Origin of the sequence: Sphingomonas kyeonggiensis (assembly GCF_014204495.1) — a bacterium.
Taxonomy (GTDB): domain Bacteria; phylum Pseudomonadota; class Alphaproteobacteria; order Sphingomonadales; family Sphingomonadaceae; genus Sphingomonas; species Sphingomonas kyeonggiensis_A.
Map to the genome: position 1 here is coordinate 748,392 of NZ_JACHLN010000002.1, position 15,815 is coordinate 764,206.

The 15,815-nt window shown below is 67.6% G+C and carries 17 protein-coding genes; 13 read left to right on the forward strand and 4 right to left on the reverse strand.

Features of this window, described 5'->3' with window-relative positions; translation table 11 throughout:
• Positions 1 to 15: 15 nt before the first annotated feature.
• Together fabG and fabD are read right to left on the reverse strand one after the other, a co-directional pair.
• Entirely contained in the window at positions 16 to 753 is a 738-nt protein-coding gene (fabG, locus tag HNP52_RS11250) for a 3-oxoacyl-[acyl-carrier-protein] reductase (RefSeq protein ID WP_184166869.1), read from the reverse strand.
• Between the two features lie 99 nt (positions 754 to 852).
• Complete coding sequence (gene fabD, locus HNP52_RS11255) at positions 853 to 1,788, reverse strand: ACP S-malonyltransferase (protein WP_184166872.1); 936 nt, start codon at positions 1,786 to 1,788, stop codon at positions 853 to 855.
• A 211-nt stretch (positions 1,789 to 1,999) separates the two neighbouring features.
• Between fabD and HNP52_RS11260 the strand changes: the two genes are divergently transcribed.
• The 8 genes from HNP52_RS11260 to HNP52_RS11295 all read left to right on the forward strand — a co-directional run bounded on the left by HNP52_RS11260 (position 2,000) and on the right by HNP52_RS11295 (position 7,301).
• Complete coding sequence (locus HNP52_RS11260; protein ID WP_184168302.1) at positions 2,000 to 2,338, forward strand: RcnB family protein; 339 nt, start codon at positions 2,000 to 2,002, stop codon at positions 2,336 to 2,338.
• A 167-nt stretch (positions 2,339 to 2,505) separates the two neighbouring features.
• Entirely contained in the window at positions 2,506 to 3,435 is a 930-nt protein-coding gene (locus HNP52_RS11265; RefSeq protein ID WP_184166875.1) for a hypothetical protein, read from the forward strand.
• Positions 3,436 to 3,584: 149 nt separating this feature from the next.
• Positions 3,585 to 3,977 (forward strand): 30S ribosomal protein S6, encoded by a 393-nt coding sequence (gene rpsF / locus HNP52_RS11270; protein WP_184166878.1) that lies wholly within the window; start codon positions 3,585 to 3,587, stop codon positions 3,975 to 3,977.
• Between the two features lie 13 nt (positions 3,978 to 3,990).
• Positions 3,991 to 4,215: a 30S ribosomal protein S18 gene (rpsR, locus tag HNP52_RS11275; protein ID WP_010543816.1), complete on the forward strand. Its 225-nt coding sequence runs from the start codon at positions 3,991 to 3,993 to the stop codon at positions 4,213 to 4,215.
• A gap of 14 nt (positions 4,216 to 4,229) precedes the next feature.
• Entirely contained in the window at positions 4,230 to 4,847 is a 618-nt protein-coding gene (rplI, locus tag HNP52_RS11280) for a 50S ribosomal protein L9 (RefSeq protein WP_184166881.1), read from the forward strand.
• Positions 4,848 to 5,214: 367 nt separating this feature from the next.
• Positions 5,215 to 5,835, forward strand: a complete 621-nt coding sequence (locus HNP52_RS11285; RefSeq protein ID WP_184166884.1) for a CAP domain-containing protein — start codon at positions 5,215 to 5,217, stop codon at positions 5,833 to 5,835.
• Between the two features lie 190 nt (positions 5,836 to 6,025).
• Positions 6,026 to 6,742: a CAP domain-containing protein gene (locus HNP52_RS11290; protein ID WP_184166887.1), complete on the forward strand. Its 717-nt coding sequence runs from the start codon at positions 6,026 to 6,028 to the stop codon at positions 6,740 to 6,742.
• A gap of 271 nt (positions 6,743 to 7,013) precedes the next feature.
• Positions 7,014 to 7,301, forward strand: coding sequence for a hypothetical protein (locus HNP52_RS11295; protein WP_184166890.1), 288 nt, complete (start codon positions 7,014 to 7,016; stop codon positions 7,299 to 7,301).
• A gap of 7 nt (positions 7,302 to 7,308) precedes the next feature.
• Here HNP52_RS11295 and HNP52_RS11300 read toward each other — a convergent pair whose 3' ends face one another.
• Both HNP52_RS11300 and mutL read right to left on the reverse strand, forming a co-directional pair.
• Entirely contained in the window at positions 7,309 to 8,106 is a 798-nt protein-coding gene (locus HNP52_RS11300; RefSeq protein ID WP_184166893.1) for a hypothetical protein, read from the reverse strand.
• A complete protein-coding gene (gene mutL / locus HNP52_RS11305) occupies positions 8,106 to 9,941 on the reverse strand; it encodes a DNA mismatch repair endonuclease MutL (protein WP_184166895.1) in 1,836 nt (611 codons plus the stop codon). Before mutL ends, HNP52_RS11300 begins: the two co-directional genes overlap by 1 nt.
• 148 nt (positions 9,942 to 10,089) lie before the next feature.
• On the opposite strand from mutL, the gene HNP52_RS11310 reads away from it, so the two are divergent.
• From HNP52_RS11310 to rodA, 5 genes are read left to right on the forward strand one after another with little or no spacing between them, the layout of a single operon-like run.
• Positions 10,090 to 11,130 (forward strand): rod shape-determining protein, encoded by a 1,041-nt coding sequence (locus HNP52_RS11310; RefSeq protein ID WP_116840784.1) that lies wholly within the window; start codon positions 10,090 to 10,092, stop codon positions 11,128 to 11,130.
• A gap of 16 nt (positions 11,131 to 11,146) precedes the next feature.
• Positions 11,147 to 12,046 carry a rod shape-determining protein MreC gene (gene mreC, locus HNP52_RS11315; protein WP_184166896.1) on the forward strand — a complete coding sequence of 300 codons (900 nt, stop codon included), beginning with the start codon at positions 11,147 to 11,149 and terminating at the stop codon, positions 12,044 to 12,046.
• Between the two features lie 2 nt (positions 12,047 to 12,048).
• Positions 12,049 to 12,555: a rod shape-determining protein MreD gene (gene mreD / locus HNP52_RS11320; protein WP_311768446.1), complete on the forward strand. Its 507-nt coding sequence runs from the start codon at positions 12,049 to 12,051 to the stop codon at positions 12,553 to 12,555.
• Entirely contained in the window at positions 12,555 to 14,588 is a 2,034-nt protein-coding gene (mrdA, locus tag HNP52_RS11325; RefSeq protein WP_184166897.1) for a penicillin-binding protein 2, read from the forward strand. Before mreD ends, mrdA begins: the two co-directional genes overlap by 1 nt.
• On the forward strand, positions 14,588 to 15,724 hold the full coding sequence (gene rodA, locus HNP52_RS11330) for a rod shape-determining protein RodA (RefSeq protein WP_184166898.1): 1,137 nt from the start codon (positions 14,588 to 14,590) through the stop codon (positions 15,722 to 15,724). Before mrdA ends, rodA begins: the two co-directional genes overlap by 1 nt.
• Positions 15,725 to 15,815 lie beyond the last annotated feature (91 nt).

Here is a 15,815-nt window from a genome sequence, read left to right on the forward strand (position 1 = left end):
GCCCCCGGACACGGTTTACAGCATCGCCATGCCGCCGTTCACATGCAAGGTCTGACCGGTGACATAGCCGGCTTCCTTGCTGGCGAGATAGACGACGGCGGCGCCGATATCCTCGCCCGTGCCGAGGTCGCCCGCCGGGATGCGGGTGAGCAGCGCGGTCTTCTGCGCCTCGGGCAGCACATCGGTCATCGCCGAGCGGATGAAGCCGGGAGCGACGCAGTTGACCGTGATGTTGCGGCTGGCAAGCTCCTGGGCAACCGCCTTGGACATGCCGACCAGGCCGGCCTTGGAGGCGGCGTAATTGGCCTGGCCCGGGTTGCCGGTCGCGCCAACGACGGAGGTGATCGAAATCACGCGGCCGAATCGGGCCTTCATCATCGGCTTGGCGGCAGCACGGATCAGACGGAAGGCGGCTTCGAGGTTGACCGAGATCACCTGATCCCACTCATCGTCCTTCATCCGCATGGTGAGGTTGTCGCGGGTGACACCGGCATTGTTGACGAGGATATCGAGCTTGCCGAGCGCTTCCACGGCCTGCGGGACCAGCGCATCGACCTGCGCCGGATCGGACAGGTTGCAAGGCAGCGCGACATGATCGCCGCCGAGCTCGGCAAGGAATGCCTCGAGCTTCTCGACATTGCTGCCGGATACGGCGAGCCGCGCACCCTGGGCGGCCAGCGCCTTGGCGATCGCCGAACCGATACCGCCCGAAGCGCCGGTGACGAGGGCAGTCATGCCAGTGAGGTCGAACATGGTCTTTCTCCTATTTCGTCATCCCGGCGAAAGCCGGGATCTCAGGCCATCTCGTGCCATCGCACGAGATCCCGGCTTTCGCCGGGATGACGGCCAAAATTACAGGCTCTTCGCCAGCGCCTCGATGTCGTCCATCGTCACCACGCTGACCGGGGCCGCGTCCGGGGTGATGCGCTTGACCATGCCGCCCAGCACCTTGCCGCCGAACTCGACATAATCGGTCACGCTCGCCGCGAACATCGCCAGCACCGATTCGCGCCAACGGACCATGCCGGTGACCTGCTCGACGAGCAGCGCGCGGATCGTGTCGGGGTCGGCGACCGGGGCAGCGGTTACATTGGCATAGACCGGCACCAGCGGCGCCTGGAGCGTCACGGCGGCGAGCGCTTCGGCCATCGCATCGGCAGCGGGCTGCATCAGCGGGCAGTGGAAGGGCGCGGAGACCGGCAGGAGCAGCGCGCGCTTGGCGCCCATTTCCTTGGCGATCGGCAGCGCGCGCTCGATCGCCTCGCGGTGGCCCGAGATCACCACCTGCGACGGATCATTGTCGTTGGCGACGGTGCAGACCTGGCCCTCTGCCGCGGCGTCCGCAATGGCCTGGGCCTTTTCGCGGTCGGCGCCGAGAATCGCGGCCATCGCGCCGACGCCGACGGGCACCGCCGCCTGCATCGCGTCCCCGCGGATGCGCAGCAGCTTCGCCGTGGTGGCGAGATCGAAGGCACCGGCGGCGCAGAGCGCGGTATATTCGCCGAGGCTGTGGCCGGCGACGAAATCGGCCTTGTCGGCGAGGCGGATGCCGCCTTCCTTCTCGAGCACGCGCAGCACCGCGATGGCATTGGCCATGATCGCCGGCTGGGCATTGGCGGTGAGGGTCAGTTCGTCCTCGGGGCCTTCGCTCATCAGCTTGAAGAGATTCTGGCCCAGCGCGTCATCGACTTCCTGGAAGACTTCGCGGGCGGTGGCGCTTGCTTCGGCAAGGGCCTTGCCCATGCCGACGGCCTGGCTGCCCTGGCCGGGGAAGATGAAGGCGCGCATGTGTGTCTCCTGTCAGCGGCTGCGTGCGATTGGGGCCGCGCGTTAGGCCTGCACCATCCGCGAGGCAAGCGCCAAGCTGAACGGACCGGACAGGATTGCGAAACATTGCGACCATTTCGCAATGCCGGAGACAAACGTCTGCGACACGCCGCCCCCAGATTGCCCTCAACGCCGAAGCAACCCGGCGCCAGAAGAAAGAAAGAGGAGCGCAATCATGAAGAAGTTCATTCTCGCCGCCGTCGCCATGTCGATGGTCGCCACCCCGGTGCTCGCCGCTGCCCCGCAGCAGCATGGCCGCCCGCCGGCGCACCAGGTGGTCACCAAGAAGAAGGTGGTCGTCACCAAGCAGGCCTATCGCAGCAACTGGCGCAAGGGCGAGCGCTTCGACAGCCGCCAGGCGCGCAACTACCGCCAGATCGACTATCGCAAGTATCGCGGCCTGAAGGCCCCGCCGCGCGGCTATCGCTATGTCCAGTCGGGCAATGACGCGGTGCTGGTCGGCATCACCTCCGGCATCATCGCCGCGGTGATCGCGGGCGCGATCCGCTAAGCAAAACGCCGAAAGGCACCATGAAACGGCAGGGCCATGCCCTGCCGTTTTACATCTGCAACACGAATCCGACTCCTCGTTTCGCTAGCGTTAGTGTTATGGTTAACGCGTTCGACTGGGAGGAGTGCAGGATGTTCCGGGCAACCCTTACGGCCCTTTCCGTGGCCATGCTCATGCCGTTCGCCGCACAGGCCCAGCCGACTCCACGGGATCGCGACGATCCCGCCCTGGCTCCGGATTTCGAAGGCCAGGTCGCCTATTTCGGCAATTATACCGGCAAGACCTCGGTCACCGCCGATCTGCGCCGGCGCGAGCAGACCCCCTGCCCCTATCCCGACCAGCGCTGCTACCAGCAGGTCGTCGGCGGTGGCGTGAAGGTGGTGCTCAGCTTCGATGGCGAGCATATCACCGGCTTCTACTATTCGGTCGGCGGGTTCGAGGGCCCCAATGGACTGCGCGAAGGCACGCTGATCGGCCGGCGCACCCCGGTGGGCTGCGAACTCTACGAGGCCGACGGCACGATGTGGCAGGCGACGACCTGCGGCAGCAAGGGATTCCAGGGCCAGATCGTCTCGGTGCGCGGCATCCCCAAACAGTCGGAAGTGACCTTCTCCACCGTCGGCATGTTCGTGCGCGACACCGGCTGGATCACCCGGCTGGGCGAGGAAGAGGCACGCCGCGACCGGCGGATCAACTGGCTGACCCAGAAGCTCGATGGCGTGGGCGGCGCGGAAGGTCGCTTCCGCGCGGCGATCGAACTCGACAGCTATTCGCGCCACTTCCGCGGCATCGACATGGGGCGGGTTTCGGAGCCAGTGCAGTCGGGCAAGCGCAAGAAGAACCGCGAATGGTACCTCGACAGCAGCTATGGCCGGCCTGACGGCAGCACCGGCAATATCCGGGGCGTGATCTACAATGAGCGGTTGCGCTGCCTCCAATGGGATGACGAGCCCTGCGGCCCGATCCACCCGCCGGCGGATTTCCCCAAGCCGAGGCTCGACGATGACGGCGGCTGGCTTTCGCGCAGCCCGGCCCCGATCGTGCCCAGCGACACGCGCCCCGTGCCGCGTCCGCGTGGGAATGGGGATCGCTACTAGGCTTGCCAGCAGCCCCGCCCTGAGCTAAGGGCCCGCCTTCGTTCGAGTGGGGACGCGATTCCCGCTCGCGCGACCATTGAATTGAGACGACAGCCGGAGGGGCGTCACACGGGGTGGCGTCAGCGATCGGCCAACAGTGAGAAAGACGCATGGCTCTTTACGAGCACGTGTTCCTTGCGCGCCAGGATCTGGCACAGGCGCAGGTGGACGCTCTGGCGGAAGCCGCCACCAAGATCATCGAGGACAACAACGGCAAGGTCGTGAAGACCGAGACCTGGGGTCTTCGTTCGCTTGCCTATCGTATCGCGAAGAACCGCAAGGCGCACTACGTGATGCTCGAAATCGATGCCCCGGCGGGTGTCGTCGCCGAGCTCGAGCGCCAGACGCAGATCAACGAAGACGTGATCCGCTACATGACCGTCAAGGTCGATGAGCTGGAGCAGGGTCCGAGCGTGATGATGCGCAAGGGTGACCGCGAGCGTGGCCGTGGCCGTCGCGATCGCGACGAAGCCGGCGGCAACACCGGTTTCGGCGGCGAATAAGGAGATATAGACCATGGCACGCCCGTTTTTCCGCCGCCGCAAGAGCTGCCCCTTCTCCGCGAAGGACGCTCCCCGGATCGATTACAAGGACGTCCGTCTGCTCCAGGGCTTCGTCTCTGAGCGCGGCAAGATCGTCCCGTCGCGCATCACCTCGGTGAGCGCCAAGAAGCAGCGCGAGCTGGCCCAGGCCATCAAGCGCGCCCGTCACCTGGGCCTGCTGCCCTACATCGTTAAGTAAGGGAGGCTCGACCCATGGAAGTCATTCTGCTTGAGCGCGTCGAGAAGCTCGGCGCCATCGGCGACGTGGTGAAGGTCAAGGACGGGTTCGCCCGCAACTACCTGCTCCCGAACAAGAAGGCGCTCCGCTCGAACGCCGCCAACCGCAAGGTCTTCGAGGCCAACCGCGCGCGCATCGAGGCCGACAACGCCGCTCGCCGCACCGACGCCGAGAAGGAAGCCGGCACGTTCAACGACGTGTCCGTCACCCTGATCCGCCAGGCTTCGAACACCGGCCAGCTCTATGGTTCGGTTGCGGTGCGCGACCTGGTCGAGGCGCTCGTCGCCGACGGCCACAAGGTCACCAAGTCGCAGGTCGTCCTCGACAAGCCGATCAAGGCGATCGGCGTGTACGAAGTGCGCGTGCAGCTGCACCCGGAAGTGTCGGTGACCATCAAGGTCAACGTTGCGCGTTCGCCGGAAGAGGCCGACATGCAGGCGCAGGGCGTCGACGTGATGGCCCAGATGTTCGAGGAAGGCCGTGACACCACGGGCTTCGTCGAGGATTATGATCCCAACGCCGAGCCGGGCGCGACCGCCGAGGTCCGCGAGGAGGCTCCGGCCGCCGACGAAGGCGAGACCGCCGAGGGCTGAGCCCTTCGCAACGGTTAAGTGAAAGGGCCGCTCCGGGATACCGGGGCGGCCCTTTTCTTGTGCGACCCTCCGGGGGAATTGGGGGAGGGATTCGAAACTTCAGGCTATTCGCGGCCGAAACCAAGTAAATCGCGGCTCCCCGCCAGCATCGGGGAGGAAAACCGGCCCGGTCAGGGGCAAGATACACAGGCGCCGATCACCGCCGCGAGCGGGATGAGGGCCAATACCACTGGCAGAACCTTGTTCATCGCAACCCGAACCTTTGTTGTCGCTCGGGGTATGAAACGAGCCCAGTCGAGCAAGGTTGCAGCGCGCGTTAATCTTTTGTTCGGAGACCATTCATCCCGCCCTGCTCTATAGGCAGGCGATGCTGCCGTTCCTGCCCCTCGCCCTGACGCTGGCCGTACCCGAGCCCGCCCCCGCCCAACCCCAGGCCGGGCTGGAGGCCGCGGTGCTCGCCGAGATCAACTTCGCGCGCACCCACCCCCGCGACTATGCCGAGCGGCTCCGCGAATACCGGAAGTACTTCAAGGGCAAGATCGTCTGGTACCCGGGCAACCCCGACGGGCTGCGCACCGAGGAAGGCACCCGCGCCGTGGACGAGGCGATCCGCTTCCTCGAACGCCAGACGCCGCTGGAGCCGATCGCCCCCGCCCCGCTGCTCGCCCGCGCCGCGCGCGACCATGTCCGCGAACAGGGCCCGCGCGGCGGCACCGGCCATTATTCCGCCGACGGCGCCGATCCGCGCGACCGGGTGCAGAAGCGCGGCGGCGGCCCCTATGTGGCGGAAGTCATCACCTATGGCCCACCGAGCGCCCGCGAAGTGGTCCGCCAGCTGATCGTCGACGACGCCGTGCCGGGGCGCGGGCACCGCAAGACGCTCTACGCCGCCGAGATGCGCTATGCCGGCGTCGCCTGCGGCCCGCACAATGGCTACCGGACGATGTGCGTCGCCGACCTGGGCCGCAAGCCGGACGGCCAGCCCTGACCCCGGCGTAACAAGCGGCACGGCAGAGAAACCCTGGGCCCCGGCTTTCACCGGGGAACTGCCAGATCAACCGCCCCCTAAGGTTAACTCCCGAATATCCGCTTGCCTTCTCAGCCGGTTAAGCGGAATGCGCTACCGGTGACACAACGGACGGGCGCGGGGCCCGGACCGGCTCCGGGGGGAGCTCTACGTGACTGCCAAGGGCCGACTGACCGCCGCGCTGGGCGCGTGCGCCATGTTCTTCGCCGGCGCCACCGCCCAGGCGGGCGAGCGCGCCACCACCGTCTCGCGGCTCGAGCGCGACGTGCTCACCGAGATCAACTATGCCCGCCAGCATCCGCAGGACTATGCCGAGACGCTGCGCGACTATCGCCGCTATTTCGACGGCCGCGTGCTGTTCCTGCCCGGCGATCCCAATGGCGTTATCACCAATGAAGGGCTCGACGCGGTGGACGAGGCGATCGACTTCCTCGAGCGCCAGGAACCCCTGCCCCCGCTCAGCCGCGGCGACCTGCTGGTACTCGCCGCGCAGGACCATGCCGACGACCAGGGGATGAGCGGCGCGAGCGGCCATGTCTCGCGCAACGGGATGAGCCCGGGCGACCGGGTGAAGCGGCGCGGCGGCGACATCTATGTCGGCGAAGGCATCTGGTACGGCAACGGCGACGCCGGCGCGGTGGTGCGCAGCCTGATCGTCGACGACGGGGTGCGCTCGCGCGGGCACCGGGCGCTGCTGTTCCAGGCGGACTTCCGCTTCGCCGGCGTCGGCTGCGGCACGCATCGCCGCTTCGGCAATATCTGCGTGGTCGATTTCAGCGGCACCGCCGACGGCTCGCCGGTGGTGCCGGGCTGGGCCAAGGCGCGCGGCGGGCAGGTGTTCCGGATGCGGGATACCACCAAGCGCTGAGGGCGCAAAAGCTTAGACATCGCCTCTCTTTGCTCCCCTCCCTGCAAGGGAGGGGTTGGGGGTGGGTTGCGGCCCCGGTCTTCCGGGGACGCCCAGCGAGACGGTAGCCGTGAAAAGAAAAGGCCGGGCATCGAGCCCGGCCTTTTCTAACCCACCCCTAGCCCCTCCCTTGCAGGGAGGGGAATTTGAAGGATGACAGACCCGGCCCCGGCCTTCGCCGGGGAACAAGGTAGATTGCCAGATGCCCCCATATCGGTGAGGATCGCGCGCGATGGGGTATCTCGTGCTTTTCCTCGCCGGCGCCTTGCTCTGCAACGCGATCCCGCACCTTGCCGCCGGCCTGCGCGGGGAGCCCTTTCCCACCCCCTTTGCCCGGCCGCGCGGTGTGGGACTCTCCTCGCCGCTGATGAACTTCTACTGGGGCACCGCGAACCTGCTGATCGGGATCTCGGCGCTGCTCAGCTACTCGCTGCACGACTATGGCGTGTGGCCGGTGATCGCCGGCTGGCTGGTGCTGGGCAGCTATTGCGCCTGGCATTTCGGGAAAGTGCGGCGGTAGGGCGCAATCAATCCGGAGCCGCCCAATTCTGCGGCTCGAAGGGAATTGCACCAGTCGCGGTGAGCGAGGCATGCACGCCATCGGCATAGCGATGGGCGAATGCCTCGCGCTCGCCCCGCGGACGAGCGAAATAGCGATCCCGCAGCATCGAGAAATCCTCGCCCTGTGCCGCCGGCGTCTCCACCTTTTCCAGCCAGTCGAACCAATGCCCGACCTCGTGCGGCACCGTGCGATAGAGCTGGGTGGCTCTTGCCGACTCCGGCGTGACGCGAATGATATAGCGATTGCCCGACCGTTCGACGCCATGGCCGTCCGCCTCGAGACGAGCCAGCTCGGCCTGGTCATCCAGCGCCAGCCCGGTTGGCCAAGTGAAGTGATGGCCCTGCTCGATGGCGTCGAGCAGGAGCATAGGGCCGTCCGCGACCACCCTGCCGCGGGCCGTGACGATCTCTCCGAAGTAGAAGAGCCGGCCCCAGCTCGGATTCAGAAGGCTCTGCTTCCGGCTAGGCTGGCGGAAGACGATCGTCCTGATACCCGCCCAATCGGACTGCGGGATACGCTCAAGCAGGCGGATCACATCGCCGATCGTACAAGGATGCAGCCAGTTCGCCCGCAACTCCTCGACAACGAAGCGGATTTCCCCCGATCCGACGCGCCACTGGGCCGCGACATGCGCACCGATCCGCTCGATCGGTGAGATCAGGCGCCCCGGATTGGGCACGACCATGCGGTTGTCCTGCCCATGGCCCTGGCTGGCCGTGCCGATGTTGCGGTTCCGGCGCGCTGGGTTGAAGCCCGGCCGCATCACTTCCGCCCGAACAGCTTCTCGATATCCCCATGCGCCAGCTTCACCCAGGTCGGGCGGCCGTGGTTGCACTGGCCCGAATGCGGGGTGACTTCCATCTCGCGGAGCAGCGCGTTCATCTCGGCGACCGAGAGCACCCGCCCTGCCCGCACCGAGCCGTGGCAGGCCATGGTCGCGGCGACATGGTCGAGCTTTTCCTTGAGGCTGAGCGCTTCATCGAAGCTGGCCAGCTCGTCGGCGAGATCGGTGACCAAGGCGTGGACATCGCCCTTGCCGAGCGCGGCAGGGACGGCGCGGACCAGCACGGCGTGCGGGCCGAAGCGCTCGATGTCGAGGCCGAAGTCGGAGAGCTCGCCGGCGCGGGCCTCGAGCCGGTCGCAGCCGGGTTCGTCGAGTTCGACGACTTCGGGGACGAGCAGGCCCTGGCTGGCGACACCGCCTTCGGACATCGCCCGGCGCATCCGCTCGAGGACGAGGCGTTCGTGCGCGGCGTGCTGGTCGACCAGGACCAGGCCGTCCTCGGCTTCGGCGACGATATAGGTCTTGGCGACCTGGCCACGCGCGACGCCGAGCGGATGCTGGACGCTTTGCGGCACCGGCGCGATGGCCGGCTCGGCGCGAGCGAGCGGCGGCGGAGCGCTGAAGCTGGGGCGGCGGTCGGAGACATAGCCATATCTAAGCCCCTCCCCTTCAGGGGAGGGGTTTGGGGTGGGGCCTGTCCACAAATCCAGAGCCGGGCTCGGTGAGACGGCACTGCCCCACCCCAACCCCTCCCCCGAGGGGGAGGGGCTAGCAGGAGCCTCGCTGGTCCACATCCCCAGCGCCGCTTCGCTCGGGCGCTGGACGCTGCGGTGGCCGGCCTCGTCGAGCGCACGGCGCAGGCCCGAGACGATCATCCCGCGCACCAGTGCCGGATCGCGGAAGCGAACCTCGGTCTTGGCGGGGTGGACGTTGACGTCGACCTGGTCGGGCGGGACGTCGAGGAACAGCGCGACCACCGGATGCCGGTCGCGCGCCAGCATCTCGGCATAGGCGCCGCGCAGGGCGCCGATCAGCAGGCGATCCTTCACCGGGCGGCCGTTGACGAAGAGATATTGGTGATCGGCGACGCCGCGATTGAAGGTCGGCAGGCCGGCGACGCCGCCCAGCACCAGCCCTTCGCGCTCGAAATCCACCGCGACGCTGTTCTCCGCCAGCGCCCGGTCGGTCAGGCCGGCGACGCGCTCGGGGCCGCTCTCATTGCCCTGGACATGGAACGCCTTGCGCCCGTCATGCTCGACCGAGAAGGCGATATCGGGCCGCGCCATCGCCAGCCGCTTCATCACATCGAGGCTGGCGGCATATTCGGCGCGCGGCGAGCGCAGGAACTTGCGGCGGGCGGGCACGCGGGCGAACAGGCTCTCGACTCGGATCCGGGTGCCCGGCGGCAGTGCGGCGGGGCCTTCGGAGACGACTTCGCCATTATCGACGATCCGGTGCCACCCCTCGGCGCCGCGCACCCGGCTTTCGAGCGACATGCGCGCGACGCTGGCGATCGAGGGCAACGCCTCGCCCCGGAAACCCAACGTCGTGACCTGATCGATCTCGTCATCGGGCAGCTTGGAGGTGGCGTGCCGCTCCAGCGCGAGCGCCATTTCGGGCGGCGACATGCCGCATCCGTCGTCGGTGACTTCGATCAGATCGGTGCCGCCACCGGATAGCTTGACGGCGATCCGGGTCGCCCCGGCGTCGATGGCGTTTTCGACCAGTTCTTTCAGCGCGCTGGCGGGGCGTTCGACCACTTCGCCTGCAGCAATCCGGTTGACAAGATGTTCGGGTAGACGGCGTATTGACATGGTCGTTGCTCTAGCCCAAGCGACGGCATCCCGCGACCCCAACCGCACCGCACCAGGCCGGATTCTTCAGTCCGTCCCGGAAGGGGCCGGACTAGATTTTTTTGAAGAGCTGCGCGGCGGGCGCCCGCGCCGCAGGACGGAACCATAGATGGCATTTCCCCGCTTGTTCAATTTCATGTCCCACGACATGGCGATCGACCTCGGCACCGCGAACACCGTCGTGTATCTGCGCGGCCGCGGCGTCGTCCTCAACGAGCCGTCGGTGGTGGCGGTCGAGACGCTGAACGGCGTCAAGCGCGTGAAGGCGGTCGGTGACGACGCCAAGCTGATGATGGGCAAGACCCCGGGCAGCATCGAGGCGATCCGCCCGCTGCGCGACGGCGTGATCGCCGACATCGACATCGCCGAGGAAATGATCAAGCACTTCATCCGCAAGGTGCATGGCCAGCGGCGCTTCATGCGCTGGCCGCAGATCGTGATCTGCGTGCCGTCGGGTTCGACCTCGGTCGAGCGCCGCGCGATCCGTGACGCCGCCTCGAACGCCGGCGCCTCGCAGGTGTGGCTGATCGAGGAGCCGATGGCGGCGGCGATCGGCGCCGACATGCCGGTGACCGAGCCGATCGGCTCGATGGTCGTCGATATCGGCGGCGGCACCACCGAAGTCGCCGTGCTCTCGCTGCGCGGCCTCGCCTATTCCACCTCGGTCCGCGTCGGCGGCGACAAGATGGACGAAGCGATCGTCTCGTACGTGCGCCGCAACCATAACCTGCTGATCGGCGAAGCCACGGCCGAGCGCATCAAGCAGGAAGTCGGCATCGCCAAGCCGCCGGCGGACGGCATCGGCCAGACGATCCACATCAAGGGTCGCGACCTGGTCAACGGCGTGCCCAAGGAAATCCAGATCAACCAGGGCCAGATCGCCGAAGCACTGTCCGAGCCCGTCGGCACGATCGTCGAAGGCGTGCGCATCGCGCTCGAGAACACGGCACCGGAACTGGCCGCCGACATCGTCGACCAGGGCATCGTGCTCACCGGCGGCGGCGCGCTGCTGCAGGGCATCGACGAAGTGCTGCGCGACGAGACCGGCCTGCCCGTGACGATCGCCGAAGACCCGCTGACCTGCGTCGCGCTGGGCACGGGCCGCGCGCTCGAGGATCCGGTGTTCCGCGGCGTGCTCATCCAAGTCTAAGCGAGGATAAGGGGAGATGGCGCCGCCACGCAACCGGCGCCCGGGTTTTTCGCGGCGGGCGCAATACGGGCTCTTCCTCGGCTATGTGGGCGCGGTCGGCGGCATGCTGATCGGCGTGGCCTTGCTGCTGCTCTCGACGTTCAACCCGCCGGCCTTCGCGGCGGTGCGCGGCTTCTTCTCGGAGATCACCACGCCCGTCGCCAGTGGCCTCACCTGGGTGCGCACCAGCGTGGCCGGGGTGCCCGGCGGCGTCTCCAGCTACTGGAACGTGCGCGGCGAGAACGCGCGGCTGAAGAAGCAGATGGCGGATGACGCGCTGCTGGTCGATCGCGCGCGCACGCTCAACCAGGAGAATCGCCACCTGCGCGAGATGCTCAAGCTGCGCGACGTCTCCACCGATGCGGTGGCGGTGGCGCGGCTGGTGGCGAGCTCGATCGGCAGCACCCGCCGCTATGCCACGCTCAACGCGGGCGGCTGGCAGGGCGTGAAGTCGGGCCAGCCCGTGCGCCAGCCCGACGGGCTGATCGGCCAGGTGGTGGAAACCAGCCCGAACACCGCGCGCGTGCTGCTCATCGTCGATTCGGAGAGCATCGTGCCGGTGCGCCGCACCCGCGACGGCCTGCCCGGCATCGCCACGGGCCGCGGCGACGGACTGCTCGACATTCGCTCGGCCAGCGTGGCGACGATGATCTTCCAGCCGGGCGATAGCTTCGTCACCTCGGGCACCGGCGGCATCTTCCCGCCGAACATCCCGGTGGCGCGGGTGATCCGCACCGCGCGCGACATCGCGGTGGCGGCGCCCTCGGCCAATCCGGACGCGCTCGACTTCGCGCTGGTCCAGCAGACCTTCCTGCCCGAGCCTACGCCTACGCCGAGCGCCTCGCCCAGCGCGAAGCCGGCGGCGCAGAAGAAATAGCGGTGACCGACTATATTCCTCTCGGCCGCAGCGAGAAGATCCCGCGCAGCGTCTGGCTGGCGCCGCTCTCGGTGGTGCTGGGATCGATGACGGTGCTGCTGCCGATCATCGCGACCGTGCCGTTCCTGCCGCCGTTCGGGCTGATGATGCTGCTCGGCTGGCGGCTGGTGCGCGGCGATGCGATGAAGGTGTGGATGCCGGTGCCGCTGGGCTTTGTCGACGACATGCTGAGCGGCCAGCCGCTGGGCAGCGCGATGGTGCTGTGGACGCTGGCGATCCTGATGGTCGACGTGCTCGACACGCGGCTGGTGTGGCGCGATTTCTGGCAGGACTGGCTGATCGCCTCGGCGGCGATCGGGCTGGTGCTGATCGGCGGGCGGCTGCTGGCGACGCCGTTCAGCGCGCATGTCGATACCGCGCTGCTGCTCCAGATCGTCGTCTCGGCGGCACTTTTTCCAGTGATTGCCCGGTTCTGCGCATGGCTCGATCGGGATAAGAAGCGACAATAATGGCCCGGATCACCGAAGCAGCGCAGGCTTATAGTTTCTCCCGCCGCGCGCTGGTGCTCGGCGGGCTTCAGGGCACGGCCGCGCTGGTGCTGGCCGGGCGGATGACCTGGCTCGCCGTGTTCGAGAACGAGCGCTACCGGCTGACCGCCGAGAGCAACCGCGTGCGCCTGACGCTCACCCCGCCGCGCCGCGGGTGGATCGTCGACCGCAACGGCATCCCGATCGCCAACAACCGCACCGCGTTCCGCGTCGACATGATCCCCGACCGGATGGAGGACAAGGAAAAGACGCTGGGCATGCTCCAGCAGATCCTGAGCCTCGGCGAGGAGGAGATGGCGCGCATCCGCACCGACCTGAAGCGCGCGTCGGGTTTCCAGCCGGTGCAGGTCTCCGACAAGCTCGACTGGGAGCATTTCGCCGCGGTGAGCGTGCGCGTGCCCGAGATGCCGGGCGTGCAGCCCACCCGCGGCTTCTCGCGCAACTATCCGCTGGCAGCGGGCGTCGCGCATCTGGTCGGCTATGTCGGCACCGCCTCGGCCGAGCAATACAAGAAGGAAAAGGACCCGCTGCTCGTCGCCCCCGGCTTCAAGCTGGGCAAGGACGGGCTGGAGAAGGTGCTCGAGGACCGCCTGCGCGGCACGCCGGGCGCCAAGCGCGTCGAAGTCACCGCGCACGGACGGCTGGTCAAGGAGCTCGCCACCCGCCCGGACCAGCCCGGCGAGACGGTGAAGCTGACCATCGACGCGCTGCTCCAGGAATATGTCGCGCGGCGGCTGGGCACCAATTCGGGCTCGGCGGTGGTGATCGACGTGAGCAATGGCGACATCCTCGCCATGGTCTCGATGCCGGCCTACGACCCCAACAGCTTCTCCGACGGCATCAGCCGCAACGAATGGAAGATGCTGAGCGAGGACGACCACGTCCCCTTGATGAACAAGGTGCTGCAGGGTCTCTATCCGCCGGGCTCCACCGTGAAGCCGATGAACGGCCTGGCGCTGATGCATGCCGGGGTCGATCCCAATGCCCGCGTCGTCTGCTCGGGCGCGATGCGCGTCGGCAATGGCGTGTTCCACTGCCACAAGCGCGGCGGCCATGGCCCGCTCGACCTCAAGCATGCGATCATGCAGAGCTGCGACATCTATTTCTACGAAATGGTGCGCCGCGTGGGTTATGACGCGGTGGCGCCGATGGCCCGCGCCATGGGGCTAGGCCAGAAGTTCGACCTGCCCTTCTCCACCCAGCGCTTCGGCACGGTGCCGGACAGCGCCTGGAAGCTGAAGCGCTACAAGCAGCAATGGACCGTCGCCGATTCGCTCAACGCATCGATCGGCCAGGGCTATGTGCTGGCCAATCCGCTGCAGCTGGCGGTGATGGCGAGCCGGCTCGCCTCGGGCCGCGAGCTGATCCCGAGGCTGATCGCCGATGCCCCGCGCATCGAGGCCCCTCCCCTTGCCGCCACGCCGGAGCAGCTGGCGATCATCCGCGACGCGATGTTCGGCGTGATCAACGGCGGCGGCACCGGTGGCGCGGCGCGCATGCTAGTCCCCGGCATCTCGCTGGCGGGCAAGACCGGCACCGCCCAGGTGCGCCGCATCACCATGGCCGAGCGCCGCTCGGGCGTGCTCAAGAACGCCTCGCTGCCGTTCAAGCTGCGCGACCACGCGCTGCTCGTCTGCTTCGCGCCGGCCGACAATCCGAAATATGCCGCGGGCATCGTGCTTGAGCATAACGGCCACACGATCCGCAACCTCGACACGCCGCAGATCGGCCGCGACATCATGACCTTCCTGTTCGACCGGAAGCGCGCGATGGACTCGCTGCACGCCGAGGAGCCGACCTGGGGCGGCGACTATCGCACCCGGATGGCGGCCCAGTCCGCATCCTTCAAGGCGGCGCAGAGCGCCCCGCCCCCCGAGGCACCCGAGGACGCGGCGGAGGCAGCGAGCACCGTCGCCTCCGAAGCGGCCAACGCCACGACCAGCAACACCATCGACAGCAGCGCGGCCGAACGCGGCAGCGTGGAGGCAGACTGATGTCCACGCTCCAATCCTCGGGCCTCGGCCCCTCGGGCATCGTCCCCGGCCCGCTTGCCCAGCTTCCGTGGCGGATCATCGGCCTGGTGGTGGCGATCGGCATGTTCGGGCTGGTCGTGCTCTATTCGGCGGCGAGCGGCAGCATGACGCCCTGGGCGTTCAACCAGGGGCTGCGCTTCTTCGTGTTCCTCGCCATGGCGATCGGCATGTCGCGCGTGCCGGAGACCTTCTGGGCGCTGGGCGCCTTCCCCATGTACATCGTCGTCGTGCTGATGCTGGTGGGCGTGGAGCTGCTCGGCGCCGTCGCCGGCGGCAGCCAGCGATGGCTCGACCTGGGCTTCATACGATTGCAGCCGTCCGAGCTGATGAAGCCGGTGATCATCATGGCGATGGCGCGCTTCTACGAGATCCTGCCCGCCGGCGAGATCCGCAAGTTCGGCGCGCTCTGGCCCGGCTGCGTGCTGATCGGCATTCCGGCGGCGCTGGTGATGCTGCAGCCCGACCTCGGCACCGCGCTGGCGATCAGCTTCGGCGGCGTCGCGGTGATGTTCCTGGCCGGCCTGCCACTGCGCCTGTTCATCGGCGGCGCGCTGGCGCTGGCGCTGGCGATCCCCTTCGCGGTGAACTTCGTGCTGCACGACTATCAGCGCAACCGCGTGCTGATCTTCCTCAACCCCGAAAGCGACCCGCTGGGCACCGGCTATCATATCAGCCAGTCCAAGGTGGCGATCGGTTCGGGCGGCGTGTTCGGCAAGGGCTTCCTGCAGGGTACGCAGAGCCATCTCGACTATCTGCCCGAGGGGCATACCGACTTCGCACTGGCGACGATGATGGAGGAATGGGGCCTGATGGGCGGCTTCTTCCTGATCATCGGCTTCAGCATCCTGATCCGCTGGGCGATCGGCGTGAGCATGCGCGCGCAGAGCCGCTTCGCCCGGCTGACCGCCTCCGGCCTTGCCGCGACGATCTTCTTCTACTGCGCGATCAACATGGCGATGGTGATGGGCCTGGCACCGGTGGTGGGCGTGCCGCTGCCGCTGATCAGCTTCGGCGGCACCGCCGTGATGACCTTCATGATCTGCTTCGGAATCCTGCTTTCGATCGACCGCAACAGCCGCCGCACGCAGCGTTGGTGATTTTTTCAAAATAGGGGGTTTACAAGCCGCGAACCTCGCAGCTAAAGGCCCACCTCCACTGCGGAGGCGCACTCACCAAGGGCGCCGAAAC